The following is a 24,816-nucleotide window of genomic DNA, read 5'->3' as shown; positions in this document are numbered from 1 at the left end:
TTGGCTTTACCTAGCCGGGTTAAACAACCATCTTTAATAGGAATCGTCGGGCAAGCCTACTGCCAATTGCTTAGTTTGGTATTATCAACAGTTTAACTAAGCGTGTCGGCAATATACTTATCGATAATTTGCTCTAGTACATCTAATGGCACGGCCCCGTTTTTCAGAACCGCATCATGGAATTCACCTAAAACAAACTTATCACCTAACGCTAGTTTGGCTTTTTCACGCAACTCAAGAATTTTCATCATGCCCACTTTGTAAGACGTTGCTTGCCCTGGCATAACAATATAGCGCTCGATTTCTGAGGTTACGTCAGACTCGGCCATACCTGTATTAGCTAGCATGTAGTCAATGGCTTCTTCACGGGTCCAGCGTTTCGCATGGATACCAGTATCAACCACTAGCCTTACCGCCCGGAAAAGCTCGGCTTGTAAGCGACCGATATTATCAAACGGATCATCTTGAAAACCGAGGTCCCACGCCAAGCGTTCTGAATAAAGCGCCCAGCCTTCGATATAGGCCACGAAGGGAGCGACCGTTCTAAAAATAGGTAAACCTTCTAGCTCCATTGCAATGGCAATTTGAAAGTGATGACCCGGTATCCCCTCATGATAAGCAAGTGTTCGCATGCTGTAGGTAGGGGTTGCTTTAATATCGTAAAGATTCGCAAAGAAAACGCCCGGGCGAGACCCATCAAACGCGGGGGCTTCATAATACGCACCTGGAGCTGTTTTTTCTTTAAACTGTGGAATACGTTTCACTTCCATACCCGCTTCTGGGCGTACTAAAAACGCATCGCCAAGGCCTGCGTCAATTTCATCTAGAATAGTTTGATAATCGGCTAGAATTTGCTCCCGTCCTTCGGCGGTATCTGGGTAATAAAAGCGTTCGTCCTCTGCTAGCGTATTTATTGCAGCAGTAAATCCTTGGCTAACATCAAATCTTTCTTGCGCTAATATCGCCAGAATCTCAGCTTGTATACGGTCAACCTCTGATAAACCCACATTGTGAATATAGTCGGCAGAATAATCGGTGGTAGTAAAAAAACGCAGGGCAAGTTTATAAGCTTCGCCTCCCCCCTCTAAGTGCCATAAGCCATCGTCGGTTCCCGCTTTTGGCTTAAGGCCTGTAAAGTAATCGATGAGCATTTGGTAAGTAGGATAAACCGTATTTTCTATTTCAGTCGCAACGTTGGATAAAAGCCCGTCGTAGTCAGCTTCAACAATTTCATCAGACTCTTTCATGCGGCGCTGAACCGAGGTATACAGAATGTTTTCTTTTACTGGCTTATCGATAAACCCCTGCATTTCGTCAATGACTCGCTGAATAACAAAGCGTGGCGGAAGGATATTCTTCTCTTCGCGCAACTTCATCCCTTCAAGCATTTGAGTGAAATAGCGCTTACTTTCACTTAAACGGCTAATGTAGAAATCAACGCTTTCTACATCGGTAATCGGGTGCTGCCCATCCATAAAGCTAGGAAAGTTGCTCTGTGCCCCTGACATTTGGTTAAAGGGGTAACTATGATATTGGTACTTTTCGAACCCGCTTAAGGTGTTGAGTAAGTACAGCGCGATGTCTTTGGATAATTGCTGATCTTCATCCAAATCTTCATACTGCACAAGCACATTTTTAACCTGCATAAGCTCATCAAACGTGGCTTGTGACGAGGCTGAGCTGGCATCATCAAGGTGGGCGTTATGACCTGTAATACCCATGCCATCCAACACACCTATGGACGTTAGCGTTTCTGGGCTCTTCAATGCCTGTTGAATAAGGGTTCTATCTAAAAATACGCGAAATGAAAATGGCTTTTCAGCATTCCACTCGTGTGTACCCCAGGCGGCTGCACCCAGTATAATTACCAGCACACCTATGCCTAACCATTTAAAGAAAGTTTTCATCTGTATCCCTGTTATTGTTATTTGTTCTATACAATTTAGACGCTGAAATTTGCGTTTGCGAGTTCTACATTATGCAGGTAAGCAATAAAGTCAATTAAAAGAAAGACAAAGCCAATTTAAGAGATTTCTTCCATACGTAGAAGTTAAAAAACTTTATAGAAAGATTTCGTCCTCTTTCGCTTTCTGAAATGAAATGCTTCATCGCGAAAATTCGACATGCCGCCGCTTGAAATACACGTCTCATCGAAACTATTAAAAATTTACAACTTTAGTATTGTATGACTAATTGATTTTGTGCTTAACTCAGCTCCATAAACGAAACTCGTTTATCACATCTAATAATTATAAGTCTTATCAGACAACACGGCTTTTAGCTGCACCCCGCAACAGAAAAGAAGTAACAGCAGTATGCGTACCAAAAATACGTGTAACTCGTGCATGCAAAAGCACTGCGCTACTGCAACGTTCATTCGCTTTAAAAATACACTTATAAAAATTCAGGAACACACAATGCAACAAGCAAATTTTAACGCTTCTGTTTTCAAGCTTTCCTTGATCGCAGGTGCTATAGCGGCTATACCGTTTTCAACGTCGGTAATGGCTCAAGAACAAACCAACATCGACGAGCAAGATGTTGAGCAAATCCAAATTGTTGGTTCGCGCCGCGTAGGCCGCACTGTTAATGACTCTCCGGTTCCTATCGATATTATCGATGCGTCTTCTATTGAAGCCACTGGTTTAACCGAAACCAACATGATCCTCAATTCGTTGTTGCCAAGCTTCAACTTTCCGCAACCTTCTGTTACTGATGGAACAGACCATGTTCGCCCAGCACAGCTTCGCGGTTTAGCACCAGATCACACGCTTGTTTTAGTAAATGGTAAGCGCCGCCATACTTCAGCACTACTTAACCTAAACGGTTCTGTGGGCCGCGGCTCTTCTGCTGTGGATTTAAATGCTATACCAGCTAACGCGATTAAGCGCATTGAAGTATTGCGCGATGGTGCAGCGGCTCAATACGGTTCAGACGCCATTGCTGGTGTTATCAATATTGTATTGAAAGACGCTAGCGAAGGCGGTGAAGTATCAGCCACTTACGGTGCAAACGTAACTACAATGGACGGCGTGCCTAACCTTGAGGGCGTTAGTGCCGATGCAGATGGCAACCTTGCAATCAATACAGGTTCAGATCGTGAACTGACCGACGGACAAACCCTTACCCTTCGTGGCAATATGGGCTTTGAGTGGGGCGATGACGGATTTATAAATGTTTCAGCTGAATACCGCGACCGTGGTGAGTCGAACCGTTCAGACTTCGATACTCGCGAAAATTATGCTCGTGACGCTGATGGTAATTTAGATGAAAGAGAATTCACTGTTAACCGCTACAACCATGTATATGGTAACGGTGAAGTAGAAGATTACGCGCTGTTTGTAAACGCAGGTAAAGCCATTAACGACAGTGTCGAATTTTACGGTACTGCGGGCTTTAGTTCGCGTGATTCTATTGGCGGCGGTTTTTACCGCAGAGCATCAGATAGCCGTAACATCACTTCTATCTACCCTGACGGCTTCTTACCATCTATTCAAACCGATATTCAAGATATGTCGGTACTAGGCGGCATTAAGGGTTACGGCGATGTGTGGAACTACGATTTGTCACTTACCCACGGTGGCAATGCTTTAGAGTACAGCGTAGTGAATAGCTTGAACACATCGCTTGGACCAACAAGCCAAACTAGTTTTAACGCGGGTGAGCTGGAGTACAACACTACCATTATTAACGCTGATGCATCTCGCTTAGTTGATACAGGCTATTTCTTCAGCGAAATGAACTTCGCTATGGGTGCAGAATACCGCCACGAAAGCTATGAGATTACCGCTGGTGAAGAAAACTCGTATGTCCAAGGTACGTTTGGCCCAGGTGGCGTAGTTACCGACCCTGTTGATGGCCCTTTTGGCTCAGCTGGCTCACAAGTTTTCCCTGGCTTCACGCCAGAGTCAGCAGGTGAAAACACACGTCACAACTACAGCTTTTATGTAGATGTAGAAGCCGATGTACTAGAAAACTGGAACGTAGCAGTAGCAGGTCGTTTTGAAGACTATTCAGATTTCGGTAGCACGTTTAACTGGAAGCTCTCTAATCGCGTTACTGTTACTGACACTTTTGCACTTCGTGCCTCGGTTTCAACAGGCTTTAGAGCGCCTTCCTTACAACAGCAGCATTTCACCTCTATTGCAACTGTGTTCGTGGATGGCGAGCCAACTGAAACGGGTACGTTTGCCGCCTCAAGTGATGTTGCACAGGCATTGGGTAGCCCAGGTCTTGATGCTGAAGAATCTGATAACTACAGCGCTGGTTTCACTTACTCGCCTACTGCCAATTTCAACCTAACCGTAGATTTCTACCGTATTGATATTGACGATCGTATCGTGTTGTCGAACAACCTATCGGGTGATGCTATTGAAGCGTTGCTCGAAGGCACTGGTGCTAACCAGGCTCGCTTCTTCTTGAACGCGATTAATTCTCGTACTGAAGGGGTAGATATTGTTTCTACATACACATTAAACACAGCTGATTTTGGTGCGTTTAACTTCAATGCGGGTATTAACTTCAACGATAATGAAGTGACCGATATTTTAGAAGCGCCAGAAGTGCTCCAAGGCGCAGGCTTCGATCAAAGTAACTTGTTTGACGATGTAGAACTGCGTCGTTTCGAGACAAGCTCGCCAGATAGCAAAGTGAACCTTGGTGTAACTTGGTCTTATGACCGTTACAATGCAACATTGCGCACCACACGATACGGCGAAGTAGAAGACCCATCATCAATTGAAGCACGTAACGAAATTATACCTTCTGAGTGGATCACAGATTTAGATGTTCGCGTAGCCCTTACTGACAACCTAGCGGTATCGGTTGGTGCGAATAACATCTTCGATGTTTACCCAGAAGCTACACGCGATTTAGTTGATGACGTAACGACCTTCTCGATGATTTTCCCATACTCGGGCTTCTCGCCCTATGGATTCACGGGCCGTTATGTTTACGGAAAAGTGACTTATAGCTTTTAATTAATCTTGTAAGTTAAAACTCAACAAAAATGCCGGATGTGAAAACATTCGGCATTTTTATGCTCTACTTTTTTCCCATCAAAATTATATGCGGTAAATTTGTATTTAACCTCCTTACACGGCAAGAACTATTCTCAAGATCAGTTACCTTTGTTAACAAGCGTGAGTATTTTAAGTGCTCCCACTTTTGGGTTAACACTTTTAGAAGAAATTAATAATGGAAGTTCTTACAAATAATGAGGTAGACCTTGTATCAGGCGGGTGCGCAGAGCACTGCTGGGGCGATTTTAGCATAGCAGGATTAGCTGCATCGATGGGAGCAGGAGCTCTAGGCGGTGTCCGTGGTGGTGGCTGGGTTGGTGCTGCTATAGGTGCTATTTCTGGTGGGTTAGGATATGCAGGTAGTAAAGTTGGCGACAAGATGTCCGAGCGCACCACATCCACAACTGATGAGTAATTTTAGGGGCTAAGGCCCTTTATTAGGAGCCAATATGCTGAAGAATATTAAACAGATTATAAGCTATACCCTTTTAATGGCATGTATTATTGTTATCACTGTAACCACCGTAAAGATTGTAGAAATGATCTGGCCTTTAGAGAATGCTAAAACGCTCTTGGTGATTGTGGTCGTTTTTTTGACCACGTTCATTTGCACCCAAGTAGCAAAAAAGTATGGCTTATTTACCCGTTAGTTTCCGCTTTCGATAAACACTCGGCTCAAGCCCTTGGTCATTCTACTTTGCTATTCATACGTATGGTGACGGGTAACGCTAAAGCGATTTAAAATATGATGCATGACGTAAACGGCACTCAAACTAAGGGCAATGGCTACGGCCACAGAGCTAAAACGGTAAAGCGCGCTGTAAACTAAATCTTGGTTGGGTGTTAGCGAGTTTCCAAACAAAATACCAAACGTGGTTAGCACACCAAACCCAATGCCCGGCATCCCGCCACCTAAAATATGATAGCGGCTAAAAATGAATGCTAAAATCCACAACACAAGCACCGGAAAAAGTAAAAAATCACTGTGATTGTACAAAAACAATTGCGCCAGCAGTGCTAAATTACAACCAATGAGTGTACCAATAGCCCGTTGCCACCCAGCGAGACTTGCCGCTTTCCAGCAAAGCGAAAATAGAATAAGCACCGATGACGCCTGAGCTGATATCGAGTCTTGCAGATCCAACGCTTGAAACACCACAAACGATAAGGTTGCCACACTTGCACATAACAGCACTTCGTGACGAATACTTTCTTTCGCCTTAGGCGGTGGAACACGAGGTATGCGCGGTGCAACATCCGGAAATATGCCATGCATGAGAACCGCAATAACAATTGATAAAAGCGTAGCTGCACCGTTACTCACTATTAACGGGTATACAGTATCTACGCCGGTTACATAGCTTGAAAAGTGTAGCTGTATTGAAAGCCCTACTGCACCTAACGCTCCAAACAAAAAGCCGCCGCCACTGCTCATTTGATAGAACAAGATACAAAAGCATAGAAACACAATAAGGGTCATCACCACTGGAATGTGGGAAAACAGCCCTTGCAATACCAATACAATAAAGGCGCTAAACCCCGCGCTGGCGATGAACTGCTTTAACACTGGCTTGCTAATAACAGGTACTAACCCCAGCAACAACATGGGATAAACCGTAAAGAAAATACCATAAGGCCAGTTCATCAAGTTACTGATGGCAAAGCCAAGGGTACAGCCACCCGCTACACGTAATGCTTGGCGCAGACCGTTGGCATCTAACTGCGGCCCTTGGCTAACTGTTGTCGACATTTAGCCTCCGTTAGTAAATGTAGTGTAACCAACTAATGGCGTTAATTTGTAACGTACCAAACCACTGACCTAAGGTTGATTCAGGTAACAGTTGTACTGTGGCTCGAGCACCACTTGGCATACCCTCTATCAAGTTTTCATTTTCTTGCAGAACAATATGAACCCGCTGACGTTGGGCGTCTCGCACCCATCTATTACTGGTTTCGGTTACGCTTAGCTTACCGTTAGCACTTAATTGACCATCGCTAACCCCAGCTTCGAAAGAGGCAATGTGCGCGTCGTATACTTCACCCGGACGACTATCGAACACCACTTTAGCGATGCTATGCGCTGGCATATGGGCCAAGGATTTTTCTCTGAAATCGGCAACCAAATCCGTTTCGCTTGTCACAATAGCCAACAACGGGCTTCCTTTTACCGCATAGGCGCCTTCACGTAACTGCATATTAGACACAACACCATCGTTGCGAGCACGTACTTGGGTATAAGATAGGTTTAGTTTGGCTTCAGCTAGCTGGTTCGCAGCATGGCGAACTGTGAGGTTACTTTCACCCGAATCGCCTCTTGCCAATAAGGCCTCAGACAACTGCGCCTCTAAGGCAGATTTATCGGCAATACTCGCTTCATAATTGGCACGCATCGCTTCGAGCTCTTGTTCTGAAATTGCGCGTTGCTCATACAAAGCATTGCTACGCTGTTGAAGTAACTTTTGCTCGTGCAGCTTGGCACTAGCCGCCTTAATTTGCGCCTCTAAAGATTTAATATTGGTATCAAGCCGTTTGTTTTGTAATTTGGCATCATCTAACGCTAACCTCGCTTGCGTTAACGCTATATCGTACGGCCCACTATCAATTTGAAACAATACATCGCCCACTTTTACTGTCTGATTATTGCGAACAAAAACCTGCGTTACTTCGCCACTTAGCTGAGGCGCAACTTGTACAACCGGGTGATAAATACGCGCTTGGGGCGTTACCGGCATGAAGGTATCGGCAATAAGGTAGTAAATAAAAACCAGCACAAAACCAATTAAAGAAAATCTTACGTAAAGTGAAAATTTCTGATCAGGCGTCATTAGTCCCCTCCTCTAATTTACTTGCTCTGCGTGTTTCCTGTAGAGAAATGCAGTCCGAGGCATTTTGTTCTATTTGCAACAACGCACGCGCCATTACATCTAGCTGCTCATGGGTTAACCCTGCATAAAACTGCTGCTTAACATCCGCAATTTTTTCATTTAGCGAATTCAAAACAACATGGCCTTCCTTGGTGAAATATAGTTTTTTTCTGCGCTTATCGTTGTTATCAACTTGGCGGCTAATCAGCGACAGCTCTTCAAGCTGCTTTAATGTGCGGGTTAGCGAAGGCATTTCTATGCCCAAGCTTTGCGCTAGCGCTAATTGGGTAACCCCTTCGCCAATTAAATTGATGTGCATTAACGCAAGCCACCTTGATTGCGTTAACCCCAAGGGCTCAACAGTCAAAGTAACGGCCTCTCTACACAACCGGTGTACTCGGCCCATATTTCCAATAAGCGTAAAATCTAACGTTTCGTGAAACGGCTTTTGTGCAGACATGCACACCCCCAACTTACTTAGCATGCTAACTATAATAACATTGCTTAGCATGCTAAGCAAATAAGAGAGAGTGGTTTAGCCCTTCTATCGATAGATTTATCTGCCCAATTTATGATCGTTATAAAAGCCTAAACCTTACTCATCCTAGGTTCGCCTTATTTTGCAAGGTTGGAAACGGTTAGGATGGTAAGGGACGCATGACAATAGATAATGATAATTTTCTGCAGATACGCGGAGCACGGGTTCACAATTTGAAAGACGTGGATGTTGATATCCCCCGAAATAAGATTGTGGCTTTTACGGGTATTTCTGGTTCGGGTAAGTCCTCACTTGCGTTTGGCACCCTATACGCTGAAGCGCAGCATCGTTATCTAGATTCGGTTTCCCCCTATGCTAGAAGGTTAATCGACCAAATTGAAACGCCCGATGTAGAGAGTATTGAAGGTTTACCCCCTGCTGTCGGATTACATCAAAACAGGGGCGCTCCCTCCATTCGCTCTTCGGTTGGCAGTATTACTACCATTTCAAATAGCCTGCGTATGCTGTATTCCCGTGCAGGTGATTATCCCGCTAATCAAAAGATCATTTACGCAGACGGATTCTCGCCGAATACGGTTGAGGGAGCCTGCGAGCAATGCCACGGCATTGGTACTGTATTTGATGTAACCGAAGACAAACTGGTGCCCGACCCTACCCTTACCATTCGTGAAGGAGCCATTGCTGCCTGGCCTGGCGCGTGGCAAGGTAAAAATTTAGTGCGGGTTCTACTGTCGTTAGATATTGATGTCGATATATCTTGGCAGGAATTACCCGAATCTACGCGAGATTGGATTTTATACACCGACGATACCCCCCAAGTACCGGTATACAGAAACTACAATTTAGCGCAAACCCAAGCGGCGAAGGAAGAGGGCGAACCTGCCAGTTATAATGGTAAGTTTATTGGCGCTAAACATTATGTACTTGAAACCTTTAAAACCTCTCAAAAAGAAAAGATTAAGCAAAAAGTCGCCCAATATCTTGCCGTTTCAACCTGCCCACAATGTCATGGAAAGAAGCTAAAACAAGCTTCACTTTCGGTGACGCTTTGTGGCTTAGACATCACCGCCTTCTCTCGGCTTTCTTTAAGCGACGTGGTGGAGCATTTACAAACACTTCTTGGAACCGCCGAAGCGCAAAATAACGAACGGGCGCTAGTTATTCGCAACATCGCTAAAGACATAGTGGCGCGGATCAACCCCATTATTGCACTAGGGTTGGGGTATCTTTCCTTAGAGCGAAGCACCACGACTATTTCAGCAGGTGAACTACAGCGGTTACGGCTAGCCACCCAAATAAAATCAAAATTGTTTGGTGTGGTATATATCATGGATGAGCCATCGTCTGGCCTTCATCCTAATGATGTAAATGCGCTACTAGAGGCATTTGATGCACTGGTAGAGGCGGGAAATAGCGTATTTCTGGTTGAACATAACCCGCGAGTCATTAAACACGCCGACTGGGTTGTTGATATAGGCCCCAATGCCGGCACAAATGGCGGGGAATTAGTTTTTAGTGGACCAGTAGGTACGTTGCAGCAAGCATCTAATTCAATAACCTCGCAGTATCTATTCGATAACGCACTAGCCCTTAGGCACCACAACCGCAAGCCCACTGGCTGGCTTTCATTAAAAGCCATTACCAAAAATAATCTTGAAAATATGGACTGCGCATTTCCTCTGGGGACTATTACCACAGTAACGGGCGTATCGGGGTCAGGTAAATCGAGCTTGGTCAGCCATGCATTGGTGGAGTTAGTGAAAGCGTCACTCGGCACTAGCAGAGCGCCGGATAAAAACGCTACTACTAATAGCTCTGCTGGCAAAAGCGCCGCTAGCAATAACCCTGCAGCAGTTATTACCGAAGCCACGTTGCTGGAAAGCAACGAAGAGCAACCAGCTAGCGGCTATATAGATAGCAGCAATATTAATAGTGGCAGTGAAGGTGGCATTGAGGGTTACAGCCCAGACGACAAAGCAAGCGATGCCGAACAAATAAAGCGATTAGTCGTAGTAAACCAATCCCCCATTGGCAGAACGCCCCGTTCGAATTTAGCGACTTACACAGGGCTATTCGACCATGTGCGTAAACTATTCGCCGCCACACCATTAGCGAAAAAACGACGCTACGATGCAGGTCGATTTTCGTTTAACACCACCAAAGGAAGGTGCGCCAACTGCGAGGGGGTAGGCTTTGTATCGGTAGAATTACTCTTTATGCCATCGGTGTATTCCCCGTGCCCGGTTTGCGATACAAAACGCTACAACCAAGACACATTAGACGTTACCTGGAATTCATTATCGATAGCCGATGTACTGTCGCTAAGTGTTGCAGAGGCACATAACCTATTCGCCAATGAAGCCCCTGTTTTTCGTGCGCTTGATGCGCTGGTGAAAGTGGGCTTGGGCTACTTACGATTAGGCCAACCCGCCACCGAACTTTCAGGGGGAGAAGCACAGCGAATAAAGCTGGCTACCGAGCTAAAACGAGCCGACAAAAAACACACCCTTTACGTACTAGACGAACCTACTACCGGGCTTCATCCTGCGGATATTTCGTTATTAATGAAACACTTAAATACATTGGTAGATGAAGGCAGCAGCGTGGTAATGGTAGAGCACAATATGCAAGTTGCGTCATCTAGTGATTACATTATAGATATTGGCCCAGGTGCGGGTGATGCTGGAGGAAACATAGTGGCTAAAGGCACGCCTGCTGAAGTTGCGAAATGCAATAAGAGTAAAACAGCCCCCTTTATCACGCTACGTTAATAGCGTTAAACAGGTTATCGCGCGTGTTAACTGTAACAACAAATGAACTAGCAGGTATTTTTTTGTAATCTTACTTGTTCTCTGCGCTGTATAAACCCATAGACAAGTAACGTGAACGGAATTACATGAGCACAACGCAATCTACTCAGGCAGAGTCTGCTTTGGGGTTAACGCTAAAAAACTGGTGGAGTATTGTTAAACGTACATTTACCAACATCCAAAGCCATAATATCCCTCTTATCGCCGCGGGCGTTGCGTTTTACTGCTTACTAGCGATATTCCCGCTTCTTGGTGCCACCATTTCCTTATATGGCTTAATGGTGTCACCCGAAGAGTTACAAAATCATATGGCCTTGCTGGTTAACGTAGTGCCTAGCGACAGCAGCTATATTATTGAAGAACAACTTAAAAACCTTACTCAAAAATCCAGCTCAGCCTTGGGATGGGGCTTCTTCCTAACGCTTTTCTTATCATTATGGAGTAGCAGTAAAGGGGCCAACGCACTTATTACCGCATGCAATATTACCTATATCGAAGACAATGGCAGAGGCTTTTTTAAAGGCTTAATTGCCCGCATAACTGGCACCATTTGCATGATAATCACCGTCATTGTTGCGCTAGTTTGCATTACGGTTCTTCCGGAATTAATAAGTTGGATTTCTGGCGGCTTAATAAGCTTCAAGCAAGCTTCATGGATAACCTGGCCTGTATTGCTGTTGCTCTTTAATATTGGACTTTCTGCACTATACCGTTACGCACCTCATAGACGTTCAGCACAGTGGCGATGGGTTACACCGGGGTCGTTGTTCGCCACTTTATTATGGATTGCTGCATCTTATGGCTTTTCTATTTATTTGAATGAATTCGCCAGCTACAACAAAACCTACGGCTCGGTAGGTGGAATTATCATTCTACTCATGTGGCTGTACTTAAGCGCCTACATCATACTTATTGGCGCTGAAGTAAACTCGTCAATCGAGCTTCAAACTACCGCAGACAGTACCGTGGGTGAAGACAAGCCTATGGGTGAACGAGATGCCGTGGTGGCTGATAATACGCCGGAAGATTTGAAAGAGAATAGATAAATTGAGGTAATATGCACCTGCTTAATTGCGGTATCATACCCCTAATTAAATACAGGAATGTGCAGCTTAATGACCACAGACTACTCTTCATTGTTACAAACCCTCTTTGGATTTCCATCGTTTCGTAGTGGTCAGCAAGAGGTTGTAGATAGTCTGCTTAATCAGCGCTCATCACTTGCCATATTTCCCACGGGTTCAGGTAAGTCGCTGTGCTATCAATTTGTAGCAACACAACTACCACATCTAACCTTAGTAGTGTCGCCGTTGTTGGCATTGATGAAAGATCAGCTCGCCTTTTTACATAGTAAAGGCATAGCTGCCGCCAGCATCGATTCAACACTAACCGCTGAACAAAATAAGCAAGTCATGAACGACGTACGTTCTGGTGAATGCAAAATACTCATGGTGTCGGTAGAGCGCTTTAAGAACGAACGTTTTAGGCAGTTTATAGAGTCGATTCAAGTTTCAATGTTAGTAATTGATGAAGCCCACTGTATCTCTGAATGGGGGCACAACTTTCGTCCTGATTACTTGAAACTACCAGCCTATCAGCAAGAATTAAACATTCCCTTAGTGTTACTGCTGACTGCGACGGCCACTAAAAAAGTGAAGCTTGATATGGCACGTCGGTTTAATATTGCGACAGATAATATTGTTCAAACGGGATTCTATCGGCCCAACCTTAATTTGAATGTACTGCCGGTTGTTGAGAAGAATAAAAACCAAGCCTTACTGGAAGAACTTCAGCGCCAGCAAGGCGCGGGTATTGTATGCGCGGGTATTGTATATGTAACGTTGCAACAAACCGCCGAACAAGTCGCACGGTTTTTAAAACAAAATGGGGTCGCAGCAAGCGCTTATCATGCCGGACTAGACAGCGATATTCGCCAAAACATTCAACAAGATTTCATGGTGAACAAGCTACAAGTGGTAGTGGCCACTATTGCTTTTGGCATGGGCATTGATAAATCTGATATTCGTTTTGTTGTACATTACGACTTACCCAAGTCTATCGAGAACTACAGCCAAGAAATTGGTCGAGGTGGCCGCGACGGACAAAACGCAAACTGCACTGTGCTGGCCAACCTAGATGGCCTAGTGACTATTGAAAACTTTGTTTATGGCGATACGCCAGACAAATCCGCTATTGAACGGGTATTTAAAGACATTGCCAGTCAAGCTCCTGAGCAAATTACTAGTGCCTCACACGGCAGCCCAAGTGGCGGTACGTACCAATGGGAAACCCAAATAAATAGCTTGTCGACCTTAAGTAATATTCGTCAGCTACCGCTTAAAACCTTGCTAGTACAACTAGAACTCGCCAAGGTTATTCGCCCTTTATACGCCTATTTTGCCGAATTCAAATACCGTTTTAATACCAATAAAGCCGACATTCTCAACCTATTTAGCAAAGAGCGAAGCGATTTTCTAAGCGCCGTTTTCACCCATACCGATATGAAAAAAGTATGGGGCGTAGTGAATTTCGACAGTATTTTTGAGCACTACGGGGCTGAGCGCGCAAGAGTAGTAACGGCATTAGAATATTTACACGAACATAATCATATCGAGCTAGCGTCGCGGTTAATTACCGATGTATATGAGGTAAATCAGCACGCACTGTTAGCAGATGATTCACCCAATAGCCTAGCCGAAAACCTCGCCCACTATTTTGCTGAAAATGAACGTAAAGAAGTAAAACGTATTGCCGCCTTAGTACGGTTCTTCGAGCTTAACACCTGTTTAAACTATAACTTATCGGCGTATTTTGATGACCAACAGGCGCCAAAAGAATGCGGCCACTGCAGTGTGTGCAATGGTAAAGTGGCCAAATTAGACTATTCAACGCCTATCCCCTTGCCAGATAAAGAACAAGTAGCCCAGGCGATGGCTGCCCTTAATACTCACCTTGAAGGTAAGTTTAACGAAACCATCACTGAATCTATCTATTGCCGTTTTTTAACCGCCATGACCATGCCTTTATTTACCCGTTTAAAAGTAAGGCAAGTTGCAGGGTTTGGCAGCTGCGAGTTTTGCAGATATGCGGATGTGAAAGCCGTTGTTAGCGAGATTTTAGATGAAGGTGCTAGGCCTTAATACCTGTTATCCCTAATATCTGTTACTCTACGCGGCAAATATGCGCGGCATATAATCTCAGTTACATCGTGTATCAGTTACACCGAGTCTCAGTTACACCGTGTCGCAGTATCACCGTGTCGCAGTAACACCGCGCCGCCCAAATCGTATACTTGCATAAAAACGCTACCTAAAAGTGCTAGCACCAAATAACAATAGTGCGGGCGCTACATAAAGATAAGTATAAAGATTAATAAGACTAGCGTTAGGCCTTACATAACGCGCTCAGCAAAATACTCAGGATTACCATGGCTCTTAAAGCAACCATTTTTAAAGCGGATATATCAATTACCGATATGGATCGCAATTACTACAATGAGCACAATTTAACGATTGCTCGTCATCCCTCTGAAAACGATGCACGTATGATGCTTCGTATTGTTGCTTTTATTGTGAATGCTCATGAACAGCTGCAGTTTACAAAAGGGTTATCTGACGACGAAGTGCCAGACATTTGGCAAAAGGACTTCAGCGACGTAATAGAACTGTGGATTGAGTTGGGCCAACCGTCCGAACAACGCATTAAAAAAGGCTGCAATCAAAGCCAGCAGATGATGATTTATGCTTACGCAGATAACAGCTTCGATGCTTGGTGGAAGAAAGAACAAAACAGCCTACGCACAAGAAAGAACTTATCGGTTTTCACCTTGCCAGAAAGCCTTTCTACCTCGTTAGCTAATGCCGTAGACCGTTCAATGCAAATGCAAGTAACGGTGCAAGATGGCCAAATTTGGCTAACTATCGAAAGCGCTGGCAAGAGCGAATGTATAGAAGTGGAAATTGAAAAGCATTTGTAATTTTTCTAACGGTGCCGAATAGATAGCCGTTAGATGCTGTTCTGGCCGACATAATGTTGCAATAAATACCTAATAACATGATTGGTTATGATTCTTCTATATATATATCCAAGTGAAAATACTACTAATTAACTTGCCGGAGTCCATCGACCGACTCAACTTGTTTACGCAGAGCGCAAAACACTATTCAGCTGAATTTTCAGTCATAACGGCAATTAAAGGCTCGTCAGATAATGTTATGCACCAAGGATATTCAAAGCGTGCTAACAAGCTAAATTACTATAAAAAATTAACCTTAGGGGAAATCGGCTGCTTTCTTAGCCACAGAAAAGCCTGGTCTTTTATTGTCGAGCACAAGCTAGCGTTCGCCGTAGTACTAGAAGACGATGTGATGTTCGAGCATAGCTTTCAACAACTAGATAAAGTAATAGATAAAATCAACGAGCCTTGGGACTACATAAACCTTAACGAAGTGCATGAGAAACGTTCTGCGACAACCGTCTTCATGTCTGAAGGTGTTTCTGTGGTCAAATATAATAAATTACCTATTGGCGCTTCTGCACAAGTCATTTCCTATAGTGGCGCTGAAAAGTTGCTAAAATATACAGAATCGTTTTCTAGGCCCTTGGACGTTGAACTTCAATGGTTAGCAGTAGATAAAATAAAAGCTTTAGGTATTAAGCCTTACCCGTTTAAAACAAGAAAGCTACATAGCGACATTGACCAATTTGGTAGAAGAAATAGTGTAAGTGGGAACCCTGTTGTGAAAGTTTTTAATCTAATAAAATTCCAGGCTCACCTTTTTAAACATTTCTGCCTCAATTTTTGGTTTTTAAATCATTGAGAAAGCCTAAACACTCTCTTAAATACCCTTACTTAAATGCACTCCACTTTGATAAGCACAACTTATCTCCCATTTTTGACAACATACTTTTTTTAGTACCACTTCCATTGTTTTCTTCTGACATTTCTTTATTAGCCATTATAGGCTGTTCACCCACTATTGAACGTGTGCTGCCAACGCGAGAATTACCAATCACAAACCTAGTCATGTTGATTTTTATCGCGCTAAAGCATGCGCCAACCCTGCTCGTTTTCGTGTTCATTTCGCCAATCCCTTTTCGACATAAATTCGTAAGTTTTTCCTCATTCGGTAACGTAAGTGTCGCGATTAACCCTTTACTTCACTAACGATAAAAACTAACTTAAAAGATAAGCTGAACTTATATAATAATGATTAATGGACAAACGATTACGATGGCTGAATAACCTGCTTTGTTTTGAAGTAGCCGCCCGGCATCAAAGCTACAGCAAAGCGGCAGAAGAGCTGTATATCTCGCAAGCCGCGGTAAGCCAACAAATGCGGCAGCTAGAGTCTAATTTAGGGGTAAGCTTATTTCGTAGGCAAGCTCGAAAAATGCTGCTAACTGGGCCGGGCAGAACCCTTTATGCATCCTGTGAGAAAGGCTTTAGTGAAATCGTAAGTGGTTTGAATCAAGTACATGAAGAGCCCTTGGAAGGCAGTTTAACCGTTACCTCCACTCAGGCTTTTTGTGCATTGTGGCTTATGCCCAACTTATTCGAGTTTTTTAATCAGTACCCCACCATAAATATTAATATTCAAGCATCTAATCGCATTGAAAGCTTACATAAAGGTGATATTGATATCGCCATTCGCTTCTCAACCTCTAGCACAGCGGCCAAGGATGACAGCCTTATTGTACAAAGGTTCGGTGAAAATGGCGTAGTGCCCGCCTGCTCCCCTGAGTTTCAAACTCAAATGCAGCTGCATAGCGTTAAAGACATGTTGGGGGCACGCCTACTCGCACTTGCAGGAGAAGAGAACGCAAGTTGGGAAGCATACTTTGAACACAGCAAAATTAATCTTTCAAATAAGATACTAAGAAAGACGGTGGTATCTTCGAGCGATCTTGCCGTTAGCGCAGCACTGGCAGGCCAGGGTGTTATGTTAGCTTCTGATGTTATGATTGGTCAGTATTTGAAATCAGAGCAATTGGTGGTACCCATTGATATTCCCCATCCAGTGCGCTGGAAATCTCATTTTGTATATCTAAAGAACTCACCAAAACAACAACGCATAGCGCATTTCTGTGAGTGGCTTACAGAAAAAATGGCAAACCATGAAGCACTACAAACGTAAAAACAGGTTAAAACCGCGTTAGCCGACGGTGAAGATATTCATTTTCTTCCGTCAGCTTTTCTTTTTGTTTCAGTAACTCAACAATCATCGCTACCGCTACCCAATCCAACTCTAATTGAGAATATAGCGTTATGGCTTTTTTGACCCAACGAACACTGCTGGTATCGAACATCCAGTCGTTCTTATCGTCGCCAGAAACAGGTTCAGCTATCCCGTAATCAATAACTTCAACTATCAATTCTTGGTTTAACCGTTCAACTTGGCAAAGTTCTTCGAATGATATTACTAGCAGCGTATCAACCATTTTCTTTACTCCATTGTGAGCGAGGGTCGTCGTGTTTTAATTCCGCTAGTTGTTGCCATAATACGTTGTCTTCATCACTGGATGTGTTTGGTATAACGATTTTTAAAACTGCAATCATATCGCCAACGCCGGTTTTCATTTTAAGCCCTTTACCCTTAACCCGTAATTTTTGGCCTGTTTGACTATTTGGCTTGATATTTAAACTAATTTTGCCGGTCAACGTTGGCACTTCAACCTTGCATCCCAGTGCTGCTTCCCACGGTAAAACAGGTACAGTTAGAACAAGGTTATGCCCTTCAACATCAAACAATGGGTGCGGTACTAAACGTATGTGTAAATAGAGATCGCCATCTCTACCTTGCCCCTGCCCTTTGCCACCCTGGCCTTTAAGCCTAATCCGCTCTGAGTCAACCACGCCGACTGGTATTTTAACTTTAAGGGTTTTATTGACGTGTTTTATCTGGCCGTTTTCTAGTGATGGTACCGAAAACTGAATTGTTTTTGGCGCTTCTGAAAACAAATCTTCAAGGAATACTGGCACTTCAATCTCAGCATCTTGGCCGTGATTGCTAAACCCTGAAAAATCATCTGCTTGATGACTACGCGGCCCCTGATTAAAACCACCGCCAAATACGGAATTAAAAAAGTCTGAAAAGTCCCCGCCAGTGTGAGCACCATTGAAATCATTATTGCTCTGCCAGCCTGGTGGCGGTTGAAAATTATCGTGTGAAGTAGCACCATATTTTTTCAATTCGTCATATTCAGCTCTGCGCTGCGGATCTTTAAGCACCTCATAAGCTTCAACTAATTCTTTAAATTCTTCATCGGAATTACTGTCAGGCTGCATATCTGGGTGCAGCTTTAGGGCAAGCTTACGATAGGCTTTTTTTATTTCCTTTAAATCAGCATCTTCTTTAACACCAAGGATCTGATAATAATCTTTAAATTCCATTCAATGATGCTCAGCGTAGTGACTATAAAGTACTTAATATAGCGGATGCCGATAAAGTATCGTTTGATATTGATCAAATATCGTCAGGACTGCAAAAAACGGGGAAGGTTATGATTAACGTTGTATAGGAAGTTTGGCTTCAATTTAGGCTAAAAATGAAGGGGGCTAATGCAATGTGACCCGCACAAAAAACGCAAACCTGATTTAATCATCAGGCCCTTCTACAGTAAAGACCAGGTGTCTTCGCATATCTTTTAGAATAACCCCTTTTTTCACCATGGCGGCGCTTAATCGCTTTCGCCATTTTAATAATTCCGGTTCCGCGGCGGCTAAGGATTGTTCATCTTCAAACTGAAAGCGCAGTAATAAAGAACTTGGGAACATCTCGTATTTCATATCAAACCAGCACTGCACCATGCCAGGAATTTCAGCGCGCCCTTGCTCTTCAAGCATGTTCGCGACATCAAGGACAAGTGCTTGTTGTTTAATTTGCACTTTAGAAAGTTTTTTCATCGATAGGGTCCATCTTAGGGGCTAACGTTCGCAGACGCTAAACTTAAACGAAAACCTAGATAAATACCAAGAAAGCAGAGCTAATCAACAAAAAACTTAAAGCAAAAAGTTCACTATAGAATAGTTTTAACACGCCTTTTAGTTGCGCAAACAATAGCTAAACCCAATATCTTACAAACTCACCGAAACAACCTAACCAACTGAATTAAATACACTTACCCATCCCGTAAGTCTCACTTCATGACGTATTTTTAAACCGTTAAGTTTCCGTAAGTTCTTTTTCGTAGGATCCGGCAATACTCACTCCAACACCAATCGCTCTATAGATGCAGATTGCTGTCGCTTCACGATGGATTGGTAATTTCCCCCCTACTTTAAGGAATGAACATGAAACAGTTAATGCTAGGTTGTTGTGCAATGATCTTGGTGTTTCCTGCTTGGGTAAGCGCAGTTACACAAACAGACAATCACTATGCTGCCAATAAAAGCAATGGCTATATTGCCTACATGAGTGAACCAGAAACCCTGGTTATCGAGCAGGGAAACAGCACTTTGAAACGTGAAGTTCACCTGCCCCGAGTTCATCAAGCCGCTGAGTTTAGTTGGTCGAATGACAATCGCTACCTAACCTTTACTACCCATAAGCAGCACCTGTGGCTATATGATTTACACCTTGCCACGCTTCGGCTTATTGAGTCGATGCCAAGCACAGCACCTGAAAGCAAATACTCACCCCAATGGTCAAACGCAGGAAATTGGTTGCTATTTATTTCGCACAACCAAACGGAAGCTCGCCCTCGCGTTTACTCCCCATTACGTAAGCACAGCTATGCCTTGCCCATGTCAGCCGATGATTTCAGTCATATTGCGTGGGCCAATCACAGTAACGAAATAACCTTATTGGATTTCGTTGGGAAGCGTGAACGCCTTGCCTCTTTTAAGTTATTTGGCATCACCCTGACCGCCACTGATGCTCGCAGTTTAATGGCCTTAAAAAATTAACCTAGGCCCTAAATCTAATATCGAAAAATTGATAGAAAAGGAAACGATAATGAAAAACGTCATTAGAAAAGCTGCCTTTAGCCTAGTACCTGCAGTGCTCTTATTCGCTACTGTGCAAGCGGCAAATTTTAACGAATTGAACAAAGTAGGTGTTGTGAATAACAACCTAGATACGCCCCGCCAGATGGTCATTTATAACAGCGACCAAACTAAGTGCTTGTCGACATACGGCCATAACCGTAAGAGTACTAATGTATTAAATTATGAAACCTGCCGTGTAGATGGTTACGATACCTGGACAATAACAAGCTCAGGCAAGATTAAAAATCAACGTAGCGGAAAATGCCTTACTTCGCCTCAAGGCAGATGCACCTTAACGCTTGCTCGATGTAATACGTCTATTAAACGCGGTTACACCGCCTACAACTTCGTTATTCTGAATCACCTAGACGTTCCCACAAATAGCGGTATCGAAGTAGCCCAATTAGATTAACTGTGGCGTCTTATCCCCTGCCGCAATGCTGTTGCGGCAGGGCTCCACCTACTTAAAACCTTAGAATCGATGAATAGTCTTGCAAACTCACCCGCTCGGTTTAGACTTATACATGGCAAATTGAAGACCCGAAAAAATGAAACATCAAGGGGTTGGAGTTCAGTCTGTCTTGGATATGGGATATCTGTAGACATGAGCGAAACCTTTCAACTTGGTGACTGGGAAGTCAATACTTCGTTAAATTCCCTGTCTCGTGATAACACATCTGTTCACCTTGAACCTAAGATGATGGACGTGCTTGCCTATCTGTCAGCCCATGCAGGCGAGGTGATTAGTACCGAACAATTGCTTATCGAATTTTGGCAGGGCACTTTTTATGGCGATGCCCCAGTCCAGAAATGTATCGCCATGTTGCGCAAGAAGCTTGGCGATAATTCAAGGCAACCTTCATACATAGAAACCGTTCAGCGCCGAGGTTATCGCATTATTGCGAATGTGGTGCTATTAGACGAGCGTCAGCGGTGGGGCAATCTTCAAAAACTCAGCCAATGGACCCAAGGCTCACCCTATCGGGGGCTACAAACCTTTCAGCCCGAACACGCGGCGATATTCTTTGGACGCAATAAAGCAATCGCAGAAGTGGTTCACCATCTTAATCAGGCAATGGATGATAACTTCAGCTTTTTACTATTAATGGGAAAAAGTGGCAGCGGAAAATCATCACTGTTACGTGCGGGGGTTATTCCGTTTATTACCCGAAGTGAAGGTTTAGCGGGTATAAAAGTGCAGCACTACACAGTTATCACCCCCACCCGCGGCAAAGCTAGCAGTATATTCAGGCAGCTATTAGGTGCCCTTAATGATATGAGCATGCTGGTTGATACTTGGAATTTAGACGCGCATGCCTGTGACCTAAGCCAGCACCCTTCCCATCTAAAAGCCCTGCTTAAAGAAAGTGAGAGCATAACTGAATTGAATGATGGCGCGACCTCAACTCACTCAGTAGCGCGCCCCCACAACCTCATTGTTATCGATCAGTTTGAGCAAGTGTTGCAAGACTCAAGCTTGTCGAAAGAAGACGCGGCTAGCTTAATGAGCTTTTTAACCGTGCTTGTAAAAACTCAACGCCTTATTCTAATTGTGTCGTTACGAAACGACTTTTATGCCAACAGTATGGAATTAGAAGGATTCGCACGGCTCAAAGACGAAGGCCAGCAATACGACCTTCAACCTCCTAACGCCACCGATATAGCCCGTATGATACGCCTGCCAGCGCTTTCTGCAGGCCTAAGCTTCGAAGAAAACGTACAAACTGGAGAAAAACTCGATGAGGTTTTGCTAGAAGCAGCGATTGGTCACCCCGATGCGCTGCCCTTAATGGAGTTCACTCTAGACTTGCTCTACCAGCGCCGCGACAAAGAGAACACGTTGCTGTTTTCTGCCTTTGCCAACATTGGCGGTTTAGAAGGTGCAATAGCACAACAGGCCGAAACCACTTATCAAGGTATGAGCGAAACGGCTAAAGCAAGTTGGAAAAGCGTGATGCACGAATTGGTGACCATTAACGATGTGAATCAAACCGGCTTAATTGCTAGAAAAGTACCCATTGAGCAGTTTAGTGACGAGAACGATTTAGCCTTTATTCAGCAGTTTGTTGATGCACGATTATTCGTTACCGAATCAGACCTTGGTGCAAATGAACTTACTTATAATACATCAGCCCCTGATGCGAAGAGGAATAAGCGTGTTTGCGTTGCCCATGAAGCCTTATTAAAACACTGGGATCGCATTACCGACTGGGCACAAAAAAATCGTGCGGCTTTACTAAAAAGAACGGAGCTCAATACCGATTGCAGCCGCTGGTTAAATGCGGGTAAACCTCAAGACATGTTACTGCCCTCTGGTAGAAAGTTAGACGACGCTCGCTGGATGGCAAAGCAACCCCACTTGCACTTAACACCGCAGGAAACATTATTCATTCACCTTTCTGAAGGCCAGCATAAAAAAACGCAGCGCTATAAAACGTCGGCCATTGCCGCCCTGGCGATATTGGCTGTGTCCACAACGGGGTTGGCCATTTATAGCAATAATCAAACTCAACTCGCTGTTGAACAAACCCACCAAGCACAGGTACTTCGAAACAAAGCTGAAAGCTTAGTAGATTACATGTTGGGCGACTTACGCAGCCAGCTAGAGCCCATAGGGAAACTGGACGTGCTCGAAGGTGTTGGGCAGAAAACATTAGATTATTATGCAGGTATTGAAACCGGTGATGGGCTAAGGCAAGCAAACTCGTTGAAGCTTTTAGCCGAGATAAACATTAACCGAGGAGAGTTTGAACATGCCGGTGAACAGTTATCTCAAGCGTTAAATATTTTAAATAAACAGGACGCAGAGCAGCTAAAAATACAAGAAACAGCACCGAATGGCATTGCATCAGCAAACGCGTATTCACAAAGTACAACGCAAACTAGCGAGCAAGTGTTGTTCTTAAAAGGGAACATTCACTATTGGATTGGCGTCATCGCCTACTTCAAACAAGACTATACCACTACCATCGAAGAATGGACAAAGTACCTTAACTATTCACAACAACTGTTAGTGCTTGATGAGCTAAACCCCAAATGGATGTTGGAAGTAAGTTCGGCTCAACACAATATTGGTAGTTTAGCGCTTCGTATTTCCCAGTACGAAAGCGCCAGCCAAAATTTTCGTGACTCCATCGCTTTAAAACGCAAAATGTTAATCTCGCAACCTAACCATAGTGAAGTACAAGCCTCGCTGCGGGGTTCTTTGTTAGGACTAGTAGCAGTGGCCTTTCAAACTTTTGAATTCAATGAAGCAGAAAAATTGGCAGAAGAAGCCTATACCCTTGCGGTTAAATTACTGCTCGAAAATCCTGACGACTACAACATTGTCTATCAAACTTTGTCATCCGCTAATTTGCTAATACAAGCGCAAATGTCCGTTGGCAACAAATCAGGTGCTGATAAAACAATAACCGACGGTGTCATGCTGGCGCAGAAACTGGCTAAACAAGAACCCGAAAATGAAGCCTGGATGACCAAAGTTGCGACATTAATGTTCTTCTATTGGGATTATTATTTGCTCTTCGACACAAAAGACAGCCCCCCTAATCCAGCACTACTTAACCTTACTCGCGCTGCTTTTAACAAAACCAAAAACCTGCCTATAAAACAGAAAATTTACAGTGTGAAATTGGGTTTCGAAAACCGCGAAAATTCAGAGGTGATGACAGATATTGCCCAACCATCCCTTGAGTTCAATAGTGAATCCACCCCGCGTCTACTGTGGGAGTTACATTTAAAATGCCGCAACCACCCCTGCACCATTGGTGAGGATATACGAAAAGAGGTTGGGAAAGGTGAACGTAAAAGCTTAGCCCTCACGCATTTTACGTTAGCGAACACCGAGAAACCGTCGAACGATATGAATGCTTCACTAACTGAATTCTATTTTTTACTTGTGTCATCTAAGCGAAGTGCGGCTAGAGATGTGCTATTGAGTCTGGAAAAGCAAGGGTACTTACATCCCCAATTAACAGACGCAATTAATCGCGCTAAAGACGACACTTAAACCCTGAAAGGAGCTTCAGATGGAACATGATGATCAATGTCGTAAAATAGCTTATAGCTACACCTTAAATTTATCAGTATTTACTGACAATTTATTGGAGCAAACGCTGAAAGAAGGCGAAGGTACTGCAGAAGGCGAAACCTACTTTTTTAAGTATGAGGGGAAAGGCTTTTCAAACGGAATATTATCAATACCCCAAAGTTATTTTGCCGATGGGGACGTGAGGATCACTATCTTACTGAATCAAACTGCATCAGCTCACAAGCACGGACCGGCGGGCTATAAATTTGCCTGGATCCATGCACGCCGAGCGGGTGATAAAGAAGAATATGTAGGACGGGGGCAGAGATTCGAAATGGAAAGCTGGCAAAATGACAAAGTTTCATTTCTGTTAACCGGTAAAATGCAATACAAAACGACTAAGGGCTGGGTAAACGTAAACACCTGTGAGTTGGCGCTAGATGTTTGGGTACACCACACCTACCGCTCGCAATTAACCAAGGAATTTACTGTAGATAAAATTAACTGCGACCCACAAATTGAAATTCAACCCTCTTAATGAATCAGTGAGTTCAAAAGTAAGTGGGGTCATAAATACTCTTTACACTTTGACGAATATTTAGG

At 43.8% G+C, this 24,816-nt stretch carries 20 protein-coding genes; 12 read left to right on the top strand and 8 right to left on the bottom strand.

Translation table 11 applies throughout. The features are described 5' to 3' along the window. Positions 1-92: 92 nt before the first annotated feature. Positions 93-1,907, bottom strand: coding sequence for a DUF885 domain-containing protein (locus AAC006_RS12640; RefSeq protein ID WP_339891535.1), 1,815 nt, complete (start codon positions 1,905-1,907; stop codon positions 93-95). A gap of 510 nt (positions 1,908-2,417) precedes the next feature. Between AAC006_RS12640 and AAC006_RS12635 the strand changes: the two genes are divergently transcribed. Further along, positions 2,418-4,979 carry a TonB-dependent receptor gene (locus AAC006_RS12635; protein WP_339891534.1) on the top strand — a complete coding sequence of 854 codons (2,562 nt, stop codon included), beginning with the start codon at positions 2,418-2,420 and terminating at the stop codon, positions 4,977-4,979. A 217-nt stretch (positions 4,980-5,196) separates the two neighbouring features. Then, entirely contained in the window at positions 5,197-5,436 is a 240-nt protein-coding gene (locus AAC006_RS12630) for a hypothetical protein (protein ID WP_013783065.1), read from the top strand. Between the two features lie 285 nt (positions 5,437-5,721). On the opposite strand, the gene AAC006_RS12625 is transcribed toward AAC006_RS12630, so the two are convergent. From AAC006_RS12625 to AAC006_RS12615, 3 genes are read right to left on the bottom strand one after another with little or no spacing between them, the layout of a single operon-like run. Further along, positions 5,722-6,771: a DUF2955 domain-containing protein gene (locus AAC006_RS12625; protein WP_013783063.1), complete on the bottom strand. Its 1,050-nt coding sequence runs from the start codon at positions 6,769-6,771 to the stop codon at positions 5,722-5,724. Positions 6,772-6,781: 10 nt separating this feature from the next. After that, a complete protein-coding gene (locus AAC006_RS12620) occupies positions 6,782-7,846 on the bottom strand; it encodes an HlyD family secretion protein (protein WP_288389635.1) in 1,065 nt (354 codons plus the stop codon). After that, positions 7,836-8,345 carry a MarR family transcriptional regulator gene (locus AAC006_RS12615; RefSeq protein ID WP_339891532.1) on the bottom strand — a complete coding sequence of 170 codons (510 nt, stop codon included), beginning with the start codon at positions 8,343-8,345 and terminating at the stop codon, positions 7,836-7,838. The genes AAC006_RS12620 and AAC006_RS12615 overlap by 11 nt, the downstream gene beginning before the upstream one ends. A 197-nt stretch (positions 8,346-8,542) precedes the next feature. On the opposite strand from AAC006_RS12615, the gene AAC006_RS12610 reads away from it, so the two are divergent. The 5 genes from AAC006_RS12610 (at position 8,543) to AAC006_RS12590 (ending at position 16,014) form a co-directional block, all read left to right on the top strand. Then, positions 8,543-11,155 carry an excinuclease ABC subunit UvrA gene (locus AAC006_RS12610; protein WP_339891531.1) on the top strand — a complete coding sequence of 871 codons (2,613 nt, stop codon included), beginning with the start codon at positions 8,543-8,545 and terminating at the stop codon, positions 11,153-11,155. A gap of 125 nt (positions 11,156-11,280) precedes the next feature. Further along, a complete protein-coding gene (locus AAC006_RS12605) occupies positions 11,281-12,240 on the top strand; it encodes a YihY/virulence factor BrkB family protein (RefSeq protein WP_126871577.1) in 960 nt (319 codons plus the stop codon). A 69-nt stretch (positions 12,241-12,309) separates the two neighbouring features. Next, on the top strand, positions 12,310-14,334 hold the full coding sequence (locus tag AAC006_RS12600) for a RecQ family ATP-dependent DNA helicase (protein ID WP_339891529.1): 2,025 nt from the start codon (positions 12,310-12,312) through the stop codon (positions 14,332-14,334). A gap of 287 nt (positions 14,335-14,621) precedes the next feature. Next, the gene (locus tag AAC006_RS12595) at positions 14,622-15,170 is read left to right on the top strand and encodes a YaeQ family protein (protein ID WP_126871575.1); all 549 of its coding nucleotides are present in this window, start codon (positions 14,622-14,624) and stop codon (positions 15,168-15,170) included. Positions 15,171-15,282: 112 nt separating this feature from the next. Then, complete coding sequence (locus tag AAC006_RS12590) at positions 15,283-16,014, top strand: glycosyltransferase family 25 protein (protein WP_158306757.1); 732 nt, start codon at positions 15,283-15,285, stop codon at positions 16,012-16,014. A 28-nt stretch (positions 16,015-16,042) separates the two neighbouring features. On the opposite strand, the gene AAC006_RS12585 is transcribed toward AAC006_RS12590, so the two are convergent. Beyond that, on the bottom strand, positions 16,043-16,276 hold the full coding sequence (locus tag AAC006_RS12585; protein WP_339891527.1) for a hypothetical protein: 234 nt from the start codon (positions 16,274-16,276) through the stop codon (positions 16,043-16,045). A gap of 134 nt (positions 16,277-16,410) precedes the next feature. On the opposite strand from AAC006_RS12585, the gene AAC006_RS12580 reads away from it, so the two are divergent. Beyond that, the gene (locus AAC006_RS12580; RefSeq protein WP_339891526.1) at positions 16,411-17,331 is read left to right on the top strand and encodes a LysR substrate-binding domain-containing protein; all 921 of its coding nucleotides are present in this window, start codon (positions 16,411-16,413) and stop codon (positions 17,329-17,331) included. Between the two features lie 7 nt (positions 17,332-17,338). Here the strand turns inward: AAC006_RS12580 and AAC006_RS12575 are convergent, their stop codons facing one another. From AAC006_RS12575 to AAC006_RS12565, 3 genes are all read right to left on the bottom strand, one after another. Beyond that, entirely contained in the window at positions 17,339-17,635 is a 297-nt protein-coding gene (locus AAC006_RS12575) for a chaperone modulator CbpM (protein WP_013783053.1), read from the bottom strand. After that, on the bottom strand, positions 17,628-18,587 hold the full coding sequence (locus AAC006_RS12570) for a DnaJ C-terminal domain-containing protein (RefSeq protein ID WP_013783052.1): 960 nt from the start codon (positions 18,585-18,587) through the stop codon (positions 17,628-17,630). The genes AAC006_RS12575 and AAC006_RS12570 overlap by 8 nt, the downstream gene beginning before the upstream one ends. A 204-nt stretch (positions 18,588-18,791) precedes the next feature. Beyond that, a complete protein-coding gene (locus AAC006_RS12565) occupies positions 18,792-19,100 on the bottom strand; it encodes a hypothetical protein (RefSeq protein WP_013783051.1) in 309 nt (102 codons plus the stop codon). A gap of 387 nt (positions 19,101-19,487) precedes the next feature. On the opposite strand from AAC006_RS12565, the gene AAC006_RS12560 reads away from it, so the two are divergent. From AAC006_RS12560 to AAC006_RS12545, 4 genes are all read left to right on the top strand, one after another. Next, the gene (locus AAC006_RS12560) at positions 19,488-20,102 is read left to right on the top strand and encodes a hypothetical protein (protein WP_013783050.1); all 615 of its coding nucleotides are present in this window, start codon (positions 19,488-19,490) and stop codon (positions 20,100-20,102) included. Between the two features lie 49 nt (positions 20,103-20,151). Beyond that, positions 20,152-20,595 (top strand): ricin-type beta-trefoil lectin domain protein, encoded by a 444-nt coding sequence (locus AAC006_RS12555; protein WP_208806373.1) that lies wholly within the window; start codon positions 20,152-20,154, stop codon positions 20,593-20,595. Positions 20,596-20,787: 192 nt separating this feature from the next. Further along, complete coding sequence (locus AAC006_RS12550) at positions 20,788-24,192, top strand: winged helix-turn-helix domain-containing protein (RefSeq protein WP_339891522.1); 3,405 nt, start codon at positions 20,788-20,790, stop codon at positions 24,190-24,192. A 19-nt stretch (positions 24,193-24,211) separates the two neighbouring features. Beyond that, complete coding sequence (locus AAC006_RS12545; protein ID WP_013783047.1) at positions 24,212-24,751, top strand: hypothetical protein; 540 nt, start codon at positions 24,212-24,214, stop codon at positions 24,749-24,751. Positions 24,752-24,816: the final 65 nt, after the last annotated feature.

Origin of the sequence: uncultured Alteromonas sp. (assembly GCF_963976965.1) — a bacterium.
In the GTDB taxonomy this organism is placed as follows: Bacteria; Pseudomonadota; Gammaproteobacteria; order Enterobacterales; family Alteromonadaceae; genus Alteromonas; species Alteromonas naphthalenivorans.
The sequence above is the reverse complement of the archived record's forward strand: the minus strand, read 5'-3'. Positions and strand labels throughout refer to the sequence as shown.

Coding starts and splice junctions, on each gene's coding strand:
- AAC006_RS12610 (WP_339891531.1), top strand. CDS start 8,543: ATGACAATAGATAATGATAATTTTCTGCAGATACGCGGAGCACGGGTT.
- AAC006_RS12570 (WP_013783052.1), bottom strand. CDS start 18,587: ATGGAATTTAAAGATTATTATCAGATCCTTGGTGTTAAAGAAGATGCT.
- AAC006_RS12550 (WP_339891522.1), top strand. CDS start 20,788: ATGAGCGAAACCTTTCAACTTGGTGACTGGGAAGTCAATACTTCGTTA.
- AAC006_RS12625 (WP_013783063.1), bottom strand. CDS start 6,771: ATGTCGACAACAGTTAGCCAAGGGCCGCAGTTAGATGCCAACGGTCTG.
- AAC006_RS12605 (WP_126871577.1), top strand. CDS start 11,281: ATGAGCACAACGCAATCTACTCAGGCAGAGTCTGCTTTGGGGTTAACG.
- AAC006_RS12585 (WP_339891527.1), bottom strand. CDS start 16,276: ATGAACACGAAAACGAGCAGGGTTGGCGCATGCTTTAGCGCGATAAAA.
- AAC006_RS12635 (WP_339891534.1), top strand. CDS start 2,418: ATGCAACAAGCAAATTTTAACGCTTCTGTTTTCAAGCTTTCCTTGATC.
- AAC006_RS12580 (WP_339891526.1), top strand. CDS start 16,411: ATGGACAAACGATTACGATGGCTGAATAACCTGCTTTGTTTTGAAGTA.
- AAC006_RS12600 (WP_339891529.1), top strand. CDS start 12,310: ATGACCACAGACTACTCTTCATTGTTACAAACCCTCTTTGGATTTCCA.
- AAC006_RS12565 (WP_013783051.1), bottom strand. CDS start 19,100: ATGAAAAAACTTTCTAAAGTGCAAATTAAACAACAAGCACTTGTCCTT.
- AAC006_RS12560 (WP_013783050.1), top strand. CDS start 19,488: ATGAAACAGTTAATGCTAGGTTGTTGTGCAATGATCTTGGTGTTTCCT.
- AAC006_RS12630 (WP_013783065.1), top strand. CDS start 5,197: ATGGAAGTTCTTACAAATAATGAGGTAGACCTTGTATCAGGCGGGTGC.
- AAC006_RS12595 (WP_126871575.1), top strand. CDS start 14,622: ATGGCTCTTAAAGCAACCATTTTTAAAGCGGATATATCAATTACCGAT.
- AAC006_RS12545 (WP_013783047.1), top strand. CDS start 24,212: ATGGAACATGATGATCAATGTCGTAAAATAGCTTATAGCTACACCTTA.
- AAC006_RS12615 (WP_339891532.1), bottom strand. CDS start 8,345: ATGTCTGCACAAAAGCCGTTTCACGAAACGTTAGATTTTACGCTTATT.
- AAC006_RS12575 (WP_013783053.1), bottom strand. CDS start 17,635: ATGGTTGATACGCTGCTAGTAATATCATTCGAAGAACTTTGCCAAGTT.
- AAC006_RS12555 (WP_208806373.1), top strand. CDS start 20,152: ATGAAAAACGTCATTAGAAAAGCTGCCTTTAGCCTAGTACCTGCAGTG.
- AAC006_RS12620 (WP_288389635.1), bottom strand. CDS start 7,846: ATGACGCCTGATCAGAAATTTTCACTTTACGTAAGATTTTCTTTAATT.
- AAC006_RS12640 (WP_339891535.1), bottom strand. CDS start 1,907: ATGAAAACTTTCTTTAAATGGTTAGGCATAGGTGTGCTGGTAATTATA.